Origin of the sequence: Bradyrhizobium sp. CER78, from assembly GCF_029846235.1 — a bacterium.
Lineage (GTDB): Bacteria > Pseudomonadota > Alphaproteobacteria > Rhizobiales > Xanthobacteraceae > Bradyrhizobium.
The window spans coordinates 134,160-148,231 of sequence record NZ_JARVWP010000002.1 but is presented as its reverse complement, the minus strand read 5'-3'; the positions used below and the strand labels follow the sequence as shown (position 1 = coordinate 148,231).

Here is a 14,072-nt window from a genome sequence, read left to right as displayed (position 1 = left end):
GATCAGTCAAACAGCTTCGGTCGGATGTCTTGTGCATGGTGGTAGGCGGCACGGATCAGAACATATCCATTTTCCTCCGTGTAGAAGACATTGTGGGACTGGAATCGAAAGCGGCGGTGGCCCGGCGCCAATTCGTCGACCGATTGCCCGATGCGTGGGAAATCCGCGAGCAGACTGAACGTTCGCTCGAGGCCTGCATGATAGGCTTCGGCCTGGTATGGGCCGAAGGTCCGCGACGTGAATTCGTAGATGTCGATAAGCTGCGCGCGCGCTCGAACTGAGAGGCGGTATTCAGCCATTCGTGCGCGCGGCGGCTTGCTGTCGGGCCGCCGCTAGCACGTCATCCATGCTGTCATCGGTCGGCGTGGCGCAATCAGGATGGGAAAGCGCCTCTTGATAGCGGCGTAGTTGCTCGTCGCGGGGAAGGGCGGCCCAAGCCGCAAGTTCGGCTTCCGTCGGCGTGGCGGACGGCATGATGCGAACTGTCTTATCGGCGGTCTCGGACATGCGCTGAACTATAGCACAAAAGCCGGCCCAAACAAAAAGGCCCCGGCAAAACCGGGGCCTTTCCGAACTCGCAATGCTGAACTGATCAGCGCGAATAGAATTCGACGATCAGATGCGGCTCCATCTGCACCGGGAACGGCACGTCCGAGAGGCCGGGGGTGCGCGCGTACTTCGCGGTCATCTTGGAGTGATCGACTTCGATGAAGTCGGGCACATCGCGCTCGGGGAGCTGGCTCGCCTCGAGGACCGGGGTGAGCTGCTTGGAGGATTCCTTGACCTCGATGACGTCGCCGACCTTCAGCTTGTAGCTGCCGATGTTGACCTTGCGGCCGTTCACCTTGATGTGGCCGTGGTTGATGAACTGGCGCGCGGCGAACATCGTGGAGACGAACTTGGCGCGATAGACCACGGTGTCGAGACGGCGCTCGAGCAGACCGATCAGGTTCTCGCCGGTGTCGCCCTTCAGACGGCTGGCTTCGACATAGATGCCGTGGAACTGGCGCTCGGAAATGTTGGCGTAGTAGCCCTTGAGCTTCTGCTTGGCGCGGAGCTGCACGCCGAAGTCGGAGAGCTTGCCCTTGCGGCGCTGGCCGTGCTGGCCGGGGCCGTATTCGCGGCGGTTCACGGGGCTCTTCGGGCGGCCCCAGATATTCTGGCCCATGCGGCGATCGATCTTGTACTTCGCCTCACTGCGCTTTGTCATCGCGTCCTCTTTGCATAGCCGTCGCATCAAGCGACCGGCATTTTGTCAGTCTAGGGTTTGAGGAGACGCGCCCTCCTGTGTACCGGCCAAAAGGCTTGTACCGACAGGTTCGCCTCGAAAGCTCGGGGAGAACCACGGGTCGCGAAACGCATCGCGGGCCGAAACCGGCCCGCGAGCAAGGGTGGTCTTAAGGAGAAAGTCCGGTCCTGTCAAACGAAACGGGGGTCGTTTTGGGCCGAATCTGCGTCAAAATTGGCCGGTTTCGGCCCTCAAGCCGGCTTCCGGCCGCCCGGACCGGCCGAACGTCGGCGTGCGGCCGGATCGCGCCCAATTCTGTGGCGATTTCGCCGCTCAGCACGTGCTCGAGCCGGGTCAGGGTCTGGGCGATCAGGGCGGCGTCGCAGACCAGATGGTCCCAGCGCAGCTCCACATCGACGGTATGGTCCGGCTTGACCACGCCATAGCTCAGCAGGAAGGGCCCCGGGCTCAGCGCGTGCAACTCGCCGGGGCCATAGGCCGCGACCGAGGTCACCCCGAAGCTGCCGCAGAAATTGGCGCGCTGCCGGCCGAAATTCAATCCGATCGCCCAGGCCAGGCGGCGCAGCGGAAGCGGCAGGCGCGTCACACAGAGGGTTTTGCGGAACGAGGGGATCTCGTGCAGCGGTGCGGTCTTGGCGCGCCGGATCAGCGCATCGACATCGCTGAGCGCCATCTCGTCGGCCGCGCAGACGCGCTCGAACAGCACGCAGTCCTCACCCTTCTCAACGCGCGCAATGGCCACCATGCCGACGCTGCGCGGCAGCTCGTAGAGGCAGGGCCACGGCAATTTGACGTGTAGCGTGCGCAGGGTCGGCTCGGTCTTGGCGACCAGCGCGAATGCCTTGACAAAGATGGCGGCCCAGCCCGGTGCCTGCGCCGCACGTGCGCGGGCCTCGACCACCGCACGAACGTTCAGCGAGCGCGTCAGGGAGACGAACGGCACGCCGGCCGACGCGTACATCAGATCGGCGACGAGACGGCGCGGCAATGAAATCCGACGAAACTTACCGCGCATCCTGTCCGGTTCAAATCCCTGCAATCAGGCAAAACATCAAAGGCCCGGCGAGCTCAAATTGTCGCGCGCCGCACCTGAGGCCAACATGAACCGGTTGGTCGGAGATCAATCGGCTCGGGTTCATGGCGCTGGTTTCGCCAAGGGCTCGCCGGCCTTGACCACGTAGACGCCGAGCACTTTGAGCGGCTTGTCGCCGGAAGTCTTGGCGTCGTGCACCGCGCCTTCCGGAATCTGGTAGGAATCGCCCGCCTTCAGCTTCAACGGCGGCTTGCCGTCGATCACAAGCTCCAGCTCGCCTTCGAGCACATAGCCGGTTTCAGCACCGGGATGGCTGTGACGCCCCGACGCACCCCCGGCCGGAACCTCGGCAATCGCGGTGACCGTGTTGTAGCCCGCCGGAAAATCGACCTTCTGCAGCGGGGTTCGCTTGATGCCGCTCTGCTGCGCCAAGGCAGCGCCAGCACCGACAAGGGCAGCGCCGGCGCCGGCAAACGCAATCACGGTGAGACCAAGCAGCAATTTTCTGAACATTCAATTTCCTCCCAACCCGCGAAACTCTAGCAGCGCGGAATCGCGGCGAAAAGCAGGCGCTGTGTGATGTATGCTTTCGACATTGGGATTAGTCCGTTCATCTAATAGCGCTTGGCCATCGTGCGAATTATCCGCGGCCGAGCTTACAGAGGGCTGACATGCCGTTCAGGAATCGCAGGCTCGCGTTCAGCTGATCGCAGCGCAGGGAGTTGCGCTGCGGTTTCTCCATGACGTCACTGGAACTTGCTCGCCGGCGCGAGCGCGCGTCGCGCCTACCGCTTGATCCCGGCAAACGCAGCCGCGATGCCGCGCTGGAACAGCGACCAGTCGAAGCCCAGCGCAAGCGCGAGGTAGCCGCGCTCGATCATCGCGTTGGCCTGCTCGGCGGTGCGCGCGATGCCGCCGATCGGCACGCCGCTCTTCAGGATGCCTTGCTCGGCGCGCTGCATCAGCGCGACCACCTCGGGATCATCGGGCAGCCCGCGCTTGTTGATCGAGGTGGCGAGATCGCCGGGGCCGATCACCGCGAGGTCGATGCCGGGCGTCGCCATGATCTCGTCGATGCGGTTCACCGCATCGACATGCTCGATCGTGATCAAGCAGATCATGTCGTCGTCGGCGGTCGCCATGTAGTCGTTCATCGAGACGCCCCAGCGGAACGGCGCATGGAACGGACCCCAGAGCCGGTCCCCCTTCGGCGGATAGCGCACGCTGCGCACCGCCTTCTCGGCGTCGCCGCGATTGCAGATCATCGGGAAGTTGATGCCGAGCGCGCCGATGTCCATCGGCGCCTTGGCAAGGTGCGGCTCGTTGGCAGCGATCCGCACCATCGGTACGCATGGCGTCCCCGAGGTCGCCACGATCATCGCATGCGCGGTGCCGAGATCGATCGGGCCGTGCTCGAGATCGACGATGATCCAGTCCAGCGACTGCGCCATGATCTGTACGGTCTGGATGCTCGGAATTGTGGCGATCGCGCCGAAGGTCGGGCGCTTGTCGCGCCACGCCTTGCGCAGGCGATTGAGCGGCGTCAGCGGTGCTGAGGTCAATGCGGTGCTCCCTCGGTGAGGCGAGGGCAAACTAGCAGCGCGCTGTGACGGCGGAAAGCATCAGGCCGGGACGCGGCCGCCGAAGAACGGCGTCAGCGCCGCTGCCAGGGCGTGCGGGCGCTTCGAGGTGAAGATCATCTCGGCGCCGGCCTCGTCGCTCTTGGCGCCTACCGGGCCGAGCAGGTCGGCGACGCGGCGCGCGATCGCCGGCGCCGGATCGATCCAGTCGACCGGCCAGGGCGCGAGCCGCCTCAGGCGTTCCAGCAGCAGCGGATAATGCGTGCAAGCCAACACGACGGTGTCGGTGCGGGCCGGGTCGCTTGCGCCATCGCCGACGAAGCAGGGCGCGAGCTCGGCCGCGATGTCCTCGTCGCGCACGCTCTGGCCGCTGAGGGCGGCTTCCGCCAGCGAGGCGAGCTCGCCGGAGCCGACCAGCGTCACCTCGCAGCCTTGCGCGAAATCCGAAATCAGCTTGCGGGTATATTCCCGCTTCACGGTGCCCCTGGTGCCGAGCACCGAGACCCGCCGTGTCTTCGACGACGCGCAGGCCGGCTTGATCGCCGGCACCGTGCCAACGAAGGGCAAAGGATAGGCGTCGCGCAGATGCGACATGACCAGGGTCGATGCCGTGTTGCAGGCGATCACGACCAGGTCGGGCGCGTGCGCCTCGATCAGCTTGCCGACCAGCGGCACCACGCGGGCGATGATCTCGTCCTCGGTGTGGTGGCCATAAGGGAAGAACGCATCGTCGGCGACATAGACAAAGTGCGCGTCGGGCCGGGCGCGGACGATCTCGCGCAGCACGGTGAGGCCGCCGAGGCCGGAATCGAACACAAGGATGGTCGGGGGGGTGGACACGGTGAAAAGTCTATCCGAGGCAGGGTTACCATTCAGTTGTCTTTGCCTGCCCGGCCTTTGGGGCCGACAAAAGGCAGTGAAGGCGGGAATTTCATATGGCCTTGACCGATCCCTGCAAGTATCACGGCAAACTATTGCCGCGACGTGCGAAATCCTAACGGGGCAGCTCGACCATGATCCGCAATACCACCGTGAGCTGGGGCTCGCTCGCCCGCGCGTTCCACTGGGTGCTCGGCATCACCATCATCGGCATGCTGGCCTATGGCTGGTGGATGAACCACATCCCGGCGCGGGCGGACAAGTTCTTCTACCGGTCGATCCACGCCGACATCGGCTATCTGGTGCTGCTGCTCACGGCGCTCAGGCTGGTCTGGCGCGGGGTCAATCCGACGCCGGCGCTGCCGGCCGACATGCCCTCCTGGCAGCGGATCGCCGCCCGGGTCAACCACGGTGCGCTCTATGCGGTCACCATCCTGGTGGCGATGCTGGGCTGGGCACATTCCGGATCCCGCGCGCAGGGCTATTCGAGCTTCTTCGGCCTGTTCCACGTTCCCCAGATCACCTCGCCCGACAAGGCGGCGGCGGATGCCTATGAAGGCCGTCACATCTTCTTTGCCTATGTGCTGCTGGCGCTGATCGTGCTGCATCTCGCCGCGGTCGCCTTCCATCATTTCGTCAAGCGCGACCGCGTCGCCGCGCGGATGATCGGGGCGGGCGAGGCCGGCCCCGCCCGCTAGCACCGGTCATGGCGCCGCGCCGGTGACGGCGCTAGTCTGGCCGTGAAGCCGGGAGGGCCAAAGCGGCCGGGACCTCGTGGACGACCTTGCGCGAGACAATGCGAACTGGCGGATGCCGGATGAGGGCGCGCCGCATGCCGCGACCTGGATGGCGTTCGGCGCCAGTGCGGCGATCTGGGGCGGCAAGCTGCTTCCCGTGGCCAGGGAAAATCTAGCCAACATCGCCAGGGCGATCGCGGCCTATGAACGCGTCAACATGCTGGTGCGCGAGGAGGACCGCGACATAGCCGCGCGGCTGTGCGGTCCCTCGGTCAGCCTTGTCGTTCGGTCGATTGACGACGTGTGGATGCGCGACACCGGTCCGGTGTTCGTGCGGGACAGCTCGGGGCAACTTGGCGCCGTCGGTTTCAACTTCAACGGCTGGGGCAACAAGCAACGCCATGCGCTCGATGCCGGGGTCGCAGAGCATGTGGCCCATGCCGCGAACGCGATCTTCGTCAAGGCGGGCCTGGTGCTGGAAGGCGGCGGCATCGAAGTCGACGGTGAAGGGACTGCGATCATCACCGAGAGCTGCGTGCTCAACCCCAATCGCAATCCGGGTGTGTCGAGGGACGCATGCGAGGCCGAATTGTCTCGCCTGCTCGGGCTCGACAAGGTGATTTGGCTGCCCGGCATCGCCGGCAAGGACATCACCGACGGACATACCGACTTCTACGCACGATTTGCCGGTCCCGGCGTCGTCGTGGCCGGCCTCGAACCGGATGCGTCGTCGTTCGATCACGCGGTGACCAGGCGGCACCTCGATCTCCTGCGCGGCGCCGTTGATGCGAAGGGCCGGCATCTCGACGTCGTGGTGTTGCAGGGCCCGTCGACCGTGCGTCCAAAGCCCGGCACGAAGGACTTCGCTGCCGGATACATCAATTTCTACGTCTGCAACGGCGCCGTGATCGCCCCGGAATTCGGCGACGCGGTCGCGGACCGCAACGCGCGTGGTATCCTGCGGGAGCTGTTTGCGGACCGGGAGATCATTCAGCTCAACATCGACGGCATCGCTGCCGGCGGTGGCGGCATTCACTGCACCACGCAACAGCAGCCGCGTTCGTGACGTGAATGGCCCGGCCGCGAGCAGATCGCGGCCGGGCCATTCGTCGTTCATCAACTGTGCAAGCGGCGCTAGCCCGCCGGCATCTGCTTCTCGACCAGGCGCACCCAGTAGGACGCGCCGTGGCCGAGGATGTTGTCGTTGAACTTGTAGGCCGGGTGGTGGCACATCGGGCCGTCGCCCATGCCGAGGAAGACGAACGCGCCGGGGCGCGCTTCGAGCATGAATGCGAAGTCCTCGGCGCCCATCACGGGCACCAGATTGTCGTTGACGCGGTCGGCGCCGACCACATCGCGGGCGATCTCGGCGGCGATGCCGGCCTGATGCGCATGGTTCAGCGTCACCGGATACATGCGTCCATAATCCGTCTCGGCCGAGCCGCCATAGGCCTTGGCGATGCTGGAGGCGACCTCGCCGATCCGGCGCTCCACCAGATCGCGCACGCCGGGATCGAGCGTGCGCACGGTGCCGCCCAGCGTGACGACCTCGGGGATCACGTTGAATGCGTTGGCAGCTTCGAACATCGTGATCGAGATCACGGCGGACTTCAGCGGATCGACATTGCGCGACACGATCGATTGCAGCGCATTGATGATCTGGGCGCCGATCAGCACGCTGTCGACCGCCTCGTGCGGCGCGGCGCCGGCGTGGCCGCCCTTGCCGCGGATAATGATCTTCAGGGTGTCCGACGAGGCGAGCATCGGGCCGGGCGTGGTCGCGAAATAGCCTTCGGGCAGGCCCGGCATGTTGTGCAGGCCATAGACCTCCTGGATGCCCCAGCGGGTCATCAGCCCGTCGTCGACCATCGCCTTGCCGCCGGCACCGCCTTCCTCGGCGGGCTGGAAGATCACGACCGCGGTGCCGTCGAAATTGCGGGTCTCGGTGAGGTATTTCGCGGCGCCCAGCAGCATGGCGGTGTGGCCATCATGGCCGCAGGCGTGCATCTTGCCGGGGACCTTCGAGGCGTAGGGCACGTCGGCGGCTTCCACGATCGGCAGCGCGTCCATGTCGGCGCGCAGCCCGATGGTCTTGCCCGAGCCGTTCTTGCGGCCGCGGATCACGCCAACCACGCCGGTGCGCCCGATCCCCGTCACCACTTCGTCGCAGCCGAACTCGCGAAGCTTGTCGGCAACGATGCCGGCGGTGCGGTGCACCTCATAAAGCAGTTCGGGATTCTCGTGGAAGTCATGGCGCCAGGCGGCCATTTCATCCGAGAGGGCGGCAACGCGATTGACGATGGGCATGGGGAGCGTCCGTTTCTTGTGATTGCGTAGGGCGGGTCAGCGTAGCGCAACCCGCCGCGATGTCACGCGGGAATGGCGGCCTCCCTCAGGCCTCGCCGAACACCCGCTTGAAGATCGTGTCGACGTGCTTGAGGTGATAGCCGAGGTCGAACTTCTCCTCGATCTCGGCATCGCTCATGTACTTCTTCACGTCGGGGTCGTTCTTCAGCAGCGTCTGGAAGTCGCCTTCGCCGCGCCACACCGGCATCGCGTTGCGCTGCACGAATTTGTAGGCGTCCTCGCGGCTGGCGCCCTTCTGGGTCAGCGCGATCAGCACGCGCTGCGAATGCACCAGGCCGCCGAGCCGGTCGAGGTTCTTCTGCATGTTCTGCGGATAGACCAGGAGCTTCTCGATCAGGCCGGCGAGGCGGACCAGCGCGAAGTCGAGCGTAACGGTGGCATCGGGGCCCATCATGCGTTCGGCCGAGGAGTGAGAGATGTCACGCTCATGCCACAGCGCGACGTTCTCCAGCGCCGGCGTCACATAGGCGCGCACCATGCGCGACAGGCCGGAGAGGTTTTCCGACAGCACCGGGTTGCGCTTGTGCGGCATCGCCGACGAGCCCTTCTGGCCCTCGGAGAAGAACTCCTCAGCTTCCAGCACCTCGGTGCGCTGCAGATGGCGCACCTCCACCGCGAGCCGTTCGACCGAGGCGGCGATCACGCCGAGGGTGGCGAAATACATCGCGTGACGGTCGCGCGGGATCACCTGGGTCGAGACCGGCTCCGGCCGCAGGCCCATCGCTTTCGCAACGTGCTCTTCGACCCGCGGGTCGATCTGCGCGAACGTACCGACCGCGCCCGAAATCGCGCAGGTCGAAATTTCGTCGCGCGCGGCGACCAGGCGGGCCCGGGCGCGGGCGAACTCGGCATGGGCGTAGGCGAGCTTGAGGCCGAAGGTGACCGGCTCGGCATGGATGCCGTGCGAGCGGCCGATGGTCGGCGTCATCTTGTGCTCGAAGGCGCGGGTTTTCAACGCCGCCAGCACCCGGTCGAGGTCGGCGATCAGGAGGTCGGCAGCACGCTTGAGCTGGACGTTAAGGCAGGTGTCGAGCACGTCGGAGGAGGTCATGCCCTGGTGCACGAAGCGCGCCTCGGGGCCGACGATCTCGGCGAGATGGGTCAGGAAGGCGATGACGTCGTGCTTGGTCTCACGCTCGATCTCGTCGATCCGCGCGACGTCGAAGGTGGCGTCCTTGCCCTTGGCCCAGATCGTCCTGGCGGCTTCCTTGGGGATCACGCCGAGCTCGGCCAGCGCGTCGGCGGCATGCGCCTCGATCTCGAACCAGATCTTGAAACGCGCCTGCGGCTCCCAGATGGAGGCCATTTCCGGGCGGGTATAACGGGGGATCATCGAGAACTCCGAATCGAGCGGGGCGGGGCGCGCAAAACGCGCTCCGGCCAATTTGTTTTTACGCTGCGCTTTAGCAAATTGGGCCGGGTGAAGCCACCCATTCGGGGCATTTTGCGGGGAAAACCGGCCGAAATCGGCGGTCCGTAGCCCGGCCTTGCTTCGCCTCGTCCCGCTTGCGGGGAGAGGCCGGAACGCATCGCCAGATGCGTTCCGGGTGAGGGGGAGCCTCCGCGAATTCGGCTGTCAGCGTCTTCGCGGAGATAGTCGCTCATCCCAACCCTCTCCCCGTAAGAACGGGGAGAGGGAGCGGTTAGAGGTTCGCCAGGCCGCATTCGACGGCGAGGCGGACCAGCTGGGCGTCGGTCCGCAGGCCGGTCTTGGCCTTGATCAGATAGTGGTAGTTCTGCACGGTCTTGGTGCTGAGATTGAGGTTGGTGGCGATCTGCTCCTTGGTGTGGCCGGCCGCGAATTGCCGGAGGATCTCGATCTCCCGCTCGCCGAGCTGGTCGAGCGCCGATTTGGTCGGCACCAGGCTCTCCAGCGCGAGCACCCGCGCGACGTCATCGCTCATCGCATGCTCGCCGCGCGCAACCGAGCGGATCGCGGCGATCAGCTCGGCCGGCTCGCTGCCCTTGGTGACGAAGCCGGAGGCGCCGGCGCCGAACGCCGCCTTCACCTGGGCCGCCTCGCTGTGCATGCTGAAGACCAGGATGCGGGCGTCGGCATCGCGCGCGCGGATGTTGCGGATCGCCTCCAGCCCGCTGGCGCCCGGCATCGAGATGTCCATCACCACCACATCGGGCCCGTGCGACTTGAAGGCGCGGTAGGCATTGGCGGCGTTGTCGGCCTCGGCGACCACGCTGAAATCGTCCTGATGCTCGAGCACGCGCCGATAGCCCTGACGGACCACCGGATGGTCGTCCACCAGCAGGATCGAGATTCCCCGAGTCTTCACTGCTGTCATCTTCACGGCTGTCAGCTTCGCGGTCGTCATCTCAGGCGGCGAGCGGGATCGTGGCGGCGACGGAGAGGCCGCGGCTGGCGCGCGCGATCGACAGCGAGCCGCCGAGCGCAGCGACGCGCTCGCTGACGCCGGTGAGGCCGAAGCCCGCCGACTGCGCCACCTTGGCGGCATCGCCGCCGCCGTCATCCTCGACCCGCACCAGCAGCGCGTTCTCGGTTCCACTGCGCCGTTCGATCCGCAGCACGATCTCGCGCGCCGAGCTGTGGCGCAGCGCATTGGTCAGGCATTCCTGCGCCACCCGATAGGCGGTTACGGCAACCGTGCCGCTGATGTCGGCGAGGTCGCCCTGCAGATCGAGCTGGATCATCGGTTGCGCGGCGCGCGATCGCCAGCTGTCGACGAGATCGACCAGGCTTGCCTCCAGCCCGAGCTCCTCGGCCGGCGGATGGCGCAGCCGGTTCAACGTGTCGCGCAGGCAGGCGATGATGCGGCGCGTCGCCTGCGAGATCATCCGTGCATCCTGCGCAATTTCCGTACCGGCGGCGTATTTGTCGCCGGCGCTCGCCTCGATCGTGTTGGCGAAGGCCAGGATCGCGGTGAGGTTCTGGCCGAACTCGTCATGCAGCTCGCGCGCCAGCGCGCGGCGTTCGTCGCTGCGGATTTCGAGCAGCCGCCGTGTCAGCACGGTGCGTTCCTCCTCGGCCTGCGCGAGGCGATCGCCGAGATCGCCGACAGCGCGTCCGATCATCGCAAGCTCCATCGAGCGGACGCGCGGCAATGGCGTGCGGTACTCGCCATCGGCCATGCGCCGCAACGCCGACACGATCGAGTGGGCGGGCGCCAGCGTATGCGCGATCGCCAGCGAGGCGAGCAGCGCGATGGCGAGCGCCATCAGCAGCGCGACATGGATGTTGTCCAGGATGTGTTGCCAGGCGAGCGCGATCGCAGCGTCCGGATCGGCGATGGCGCGGACGGTTCCGGCGGTCGCGGCGCGGGCGCTGATCGGCCGCTCGACGGTGGCGTGCTCGCCGAGCAGCGCCTGCACGGTGGCCGCGAACCAGCGTGGCGGAGCCTTGCCGATCCCCTTGCTCTGGCCGCAGAGCGGCTTCTCGAAGGCGCCGGCCGGTTCGAACTGCACGCAGATACCCGGCGCGATCAGTCCCATGGTTTCGATGGTGCGCCAGTCCGGCGCCGGCAGCAGTTGTTCGCGCATCCGGTTGCTGCGCAGCAGCAATTCGCGCCAGTACAGCGCCTCCAGCGCCTGCGAGACACGCTCGGCGGATGCCGACGTCGCGCGATCGACGCTGCGATAGGCGTCGATCGTGGCCCAGACGGTGGCGGCGCCAAGGCATAGCGCGACAATGACGAGCAGGCGGGCGACCAGTTGAAGCACGAGGCGCATGCGATCACTCCACGGCCGGAGCATGAGCCGAACAAGCGTGATGCGGCTTCATGCTGAAACGGGCGGGGTGATGCTAACAGCACCGCTGTTCCCCGCCAATCGCAAGCGTGCCAGGTTATGCAGGTCGGGAAATTTGCCCGACGAAACTTGGGCAGAAGTCTTTGGACGGCGCCCGCCGGCTCTGCTCTAACCATCAGCGAGGTTCTCACGCGGGCCTCGCGGAACAACCGCTACAGGAGCGAACGCAGCATGGACGCCAAGGTCGAGGCTGCGGCCGCACCGGCCGGCACGGACGCGGCGGAGCGCAGTGTCCTGCTGCTCTGGATGATCTTCACCGGCCTTTCGATCTTCGCCGCCTTCCTGCTGTGGCGCTACGGGCTGATCCGCCTGATGGTCAGTTCCGACCGCACCTACATTTCCAGCGTCATCGCCGTGCTCTACATCGTCACCTGCATCCATTGCTTCTGGCGCACGCGGGCGATCGCGCGGGAAGGCGAGGTGGCGCGGTCCTGCCGCACGATCTTCGCCGCGCCCGACGGCGCCAAGGCGCTTGCTGCTGACGCGCGCGGCTTGCCGCGTGGCCTCGTCACCGATCACATCAAGAGCCTGGTGCAGAAGGCCGACGCGCAAGCCAAAGGCCGGATTGACCAGACCCTGCTGCTGCGGACGCTGGCCGACCGTCTGCGCGGCTCGAACGGTTTCGGCGCCTTCGTCTCCGACACGCTGATGAAGCTCGGCCTGCTCGGCACCATCATCGGCTTCATCATCATGCTGGCGCCGATCGCTTCGCTCGATGCCGCCGACAAGGTCGCGATGAAATCGTCGATGGGCCTGATGAGCGACGGCATGGCGGTTGCGATGTATACGACGCTGGCCGGGTTGATCGGGTCGATCCTGGTCCGCATCCAGTACTACATGCTGGATTCCGCGACCCAGCGGGTGTTCTCCGATGCCGTCGTGCTGACCGAGACTCACGTCACGCCGGCCCTGGAACGCCGCCTTGGTACGCCGCCATGATGGACGAGTTCGGGCTCTATCCGCGCGAGGAACCGTTCGATCCCCTTGGTGTCATGCTGTTCAAGGCGCTGCAGGTGATCGCGTTCCTGTTCTTCCTGGCGCTGCTTGCGGTGTCGCCGGACTCCAAGGACGGCAAGATCGAATCCAAGGCGGAGTTCATCATCACGATGGACTGGCCGGACAACCATCCCGACGATCTCGACCTGTTTGTACAGGACCCCGCCGGCAACATCGCCTGGTACCGGCATCGCGAGGCCGGCTTCCTGACGCTCGACCGCGACGACCGCGGCGGCGCCAACGACTTCATCGTGGTCAACGGCAAGAAGATCGCCTCGCCAATCCGCGAGGAGATCGTCACCTTGCGCGGCGTCGTCGCCGGCGAATACACCGTCAACGTCTCGCATTTCCAGGCGACGACCGGTGAGCCGGTGCAGGCCAATGTGAAGGTGCAGAAGCTCAATCCGACGGCGCAGGTGATCTTCGACGACAAGCTGACCGTCGATCACACCGGCGACGAGAAGACCGCGGTCCGATTTCGTCTCGACGCCGAGGGCAAGGTGATCAACGTCGACCGGCGGCCGAAATCGCTGCTCGAGACCTTCCGCAGCAGTTGGCGCAACGGCGCCGACCTCGATCCGAGCACCGGCGTTCCGAGATCCGGCGTAAGGGTGCTCCGCCGTGATTAGTCTGCAATCCGTCATCCTCACGCTTGCGGTCGCCTATGCGGCGGTTGGTGCGCTGCTCTTGATCGTGCTGGTCTATGCGCGGCTGCACTGGTCGCTGAAGGCGGTCGTCATCGTCGTGACCACCGTCTTCTATTTCGTCAGCTTCGGTGGCATGCGCGGCCTGCTCGGCTGGGCCTCAGCGGAGAAGCTGCCGGCGAACTTCAAGCTGCTGTCGACGCGGATCGTGGAGCCGCATTCGCTGGAGGGCGATCCGGGTTCGATCTATCTCTGGGTCGAGGAGCTTGACGAGGACAACCGGCCGAGCGCGGTGCCGCGCGCCTTCCGCATTCCCTACAGCGATGCGCTGGCCGAGCAGACCCACACCGCCGACAACGAGATCAAGGCCGGCCATCCGCAGGGTGGACGGGCGGCCGATTTCGGCGGCGGCGACGGCACCATCATGGACTTCGTCAGGGAGTACATCACGCCGAAGACGATCGTGGAGACCACCGGTGGCGACTCCACCACGGGGACGTTCGTGGCCCCGCCGGCGGGCGCGCAGGGATCAGTGTTCACGCCGCTGCCACCGCCCCGGATGCCGCCCAAGGATGAGCAGCAGTAGGACGACGCGCACTCACAGAGATGGCATAAAAATAGGGATCGCCAATAATCGGTCAGCGGAGTGGACAGTAGTGATCCGGAATCCCGCCAACCGTCAGCTCGGTGTAATCTAACTCCTAACCGGGGCTAGATTTTATCCCGAAGCCATTTTCCCGGCAAAGGGGCCGCTGCGTGAAGCGGCCCCTTTCGATTCCGGCGCCACCAAGCGATCCTCACACCGACAGG

The 14,072-nt window shown here is 65.8% G+C and carries 16 protein-coding genes; 5 read left to right on the top strand and 11 right to left on the bottom strand.

The window, feature by feature from the left end:
- Positions 1-2: 2 nt before the first annotated feature.
- The 7 genes from QDT69_RS03790 to murI all read right to left on the bottom strand — a co-directional run bounded on the left by QDT69_RS03790 (position 3) and on the right by murI (position 4,702).
- Positions 3-299, bottom strand: a complete 297-nt coding sequence (locus QDT69_RS03790; protein WP_279705309.1) for a type II toxin-antitoxin system RelE/ParE family toxin — start codon at positions 297-299, stop codon at positions 3-5.
- A complete protein-coding gene (locus QDT69_RS03785; protein WP_279705308.1) occupies positions 292-507 on the bottom strand; it encodes a hypothetical protein in 216 nt (71 codons plus the stop codon). The genes QDT69_RS03790 and QDT69_RS03785 overlap by 8 nt, the downstream gene beginning before the upstream one ends.
- Before the next feature lie 85 nt (positions 508-592).
- Positions 593-1,210 (bottom strand): 30S ribosomal protein S4, encoded by a 618-nt coding sequence (rpsD, locus tag QDT69_RS03780; protein WP_279705307.1) that lies wholly within the window; start codon positions 1,208-1,210, stop codon positions 593-595.
- A gap of 187 nt (positions 1,211-1,397) precedes the next feature.
- Positions 1,398-2,264, bottom strand: a complete 867-nt coding sequence (locus QDT69_RS03775) for an acyltransferase (RefSeq protein ID WP_279705691.1) — start codon at positions 2,262-2,264, stop codon at positions 1,398-1,400.
- A gap of 120 nt (positions 2,265-2,384) precedes the next feature.
- Positions 2,385-2,795, bottom strand: coding sequence for a cupin domain-containing protein (locus tag QDT69_RS03770; protein WP_279705306.1), 411 nt, complete (start codon positions 2,793-2,795; stop codon positions 2,385-2,387).
- 272 nt (positions 2,796-3,067) lie between these two features.
- Entirely contained in the window at positions 3,068-3,844 is a 777-nt protein-coding gene (locus tag QDT69_RS03765; RefSeq protein WP_279705305.1) for an aldolase/citrate lyase family protein, read from the bottom strand.
- Between the two features lie 60 nt (positions 3,845-3,904).
- The gene (murI, locus tag QDT69_RS03760; RefSeq protein ID WP_279705304.1) at positions 3,905-4,702 is read right to left on the bottom strand and encodes a glutamate racemase; all 798 of its coding nucleotides are present in this window, start codon (positions 4,700-4,702) and stop codon (positions 3,905-3,907) included.
- Between the two features lie 173 nt (positions 4,703-4,875).
- Between murI and QDT69_RS03755 the strand changes: the two genes are divergently transcribed.
- Positions 4,876-5,439, top strand: a complete 564-nt coding sequence (locus QDT69_RS03755) for a cytochrome b (RefSeq protein WP_279705303.1) — start codon at positions 4,876-4,878, stop codon at positions 5,437-5,439.
- Between the two features lie 112 nt (positions 5,440-5,551).
- Positions 5,552-6,544, top strand: coding sequence for an agmatine deiminase family protein (locus QDT69_RS03750; RefSeq protein WP_279705302.1), 993 nt, complete (start codon positions 5,552-5,554; stop codon positions 6,542-6,544).
- Positions 6,545-6,612: 68 nt separating this feature from the next.
- Here the strand turns inward: QDT69_RS03750 and QDT69_RS03745 are convergent, their stop codons facing one another.
- The 4 genes from QDT69_RS03745 to QDT69_RS03730 form a co-directional block, all read right to left on the bottom strand.
- Entirely contained in the window at positions 6,613-7,785 is a 1,173-nt protein-coding gene (locus QDT69_RS03745; RefSeq protein ID WP_279705301.1) for a M20 family metallopeptidase, read from the bottom strand.
- An 85-nt stretch (positions 7,786-7,870) separates the two neighbouring features.
- Positions 7,871-9,178 (bottom strand): adenylosuccinate lyase, encoded by a 1,308-nt coding sequence (gene purB, locus QDT69_RS03740; RefSeq protein WP_279705300.1) that lies wholly within the window; start codon positions 9,176-9,178, stop codon positions 7,871-7,873.
- A gap of 310 nt (positions 9,179-9,488) precedes the next feature.
- Positions 9,489-10,142 carry a response regulator transcription factor gene (locus QDT69_RS03735; RefSeq protein ID WP_279705690.1) on the bottom strand — a complete coding sequence of 218 codons (654 nt, stop codon included), beginning with the start codon at positions 10,140-10,142 and terminating at the stop codon, positions 9,489-9,491.
- Positions 10,143-10,173: 31 nt separating this feature from the next.
- Positions 10,174-11,544 carry a histidine kinase gene (locus tag QDT69_RS03730; protein ID WP_279705299.1) on the bottom strand — a complete coding sequence of 457 codons (1,371 nt, stop codon included), beginning with the start codon at positions 11,542-11,544 and terminating at the stop codon, positions 10,174-10,176.
- 249 nt (positions 11,545-11,793) lie between these two features.
- Here QDT69_RS03730 and QDT69_RS03725 point away from each other — a divergent pair, with 249 nt between their 5' ends.
- From QDT69_RS03725 to QDT69_RS03715, 3 genes are read left to right on the top strand one after another with little or no spacing between them, the layout of a single operon-like run.
- Positions 11,794-12,561 (top strand): MotA/TolQ/ExbB proton channel family protein, encoded by a 768-nt coding sequence (locus QDT69_RS03725; RefSeq protein ID WP_279705298.1) that lies wholly within the window; start codon positions 11,794-11,796, stop codon positions 12,559-12,561.
- Complete coding sequence (locus QDT69_RS03720; RefSeq protein WP_279705297.1) at positions 12,558-13,247, top strand: hypothetical protein; 690 nt, start codon at positions 12,558-12,560, stop codon at positions 13,245-13,247. The genes QDT69_RS03725 and QDT69_RS03720 overlap by 4 nt, the downstream gene beginning before the upstream one ends.
- Positions 13,240-13,848: a hypothetical protein gene (locus QDT69_RS03715; RefSeq protein WP_279705296.1), complete on the top strand. Its 609-nt coding sequence runs from the start codon at positions 13,240-13,242 to the stop codon at positions 13,846-13,848. Before QDT69_RS03720 ends, QDT69_RS03715 begins: the two co-directional genes overlap by 8 nt.
- The last annotated feature ends 224 nt before the right edge of the window (positions 13,849-14,072 follow it).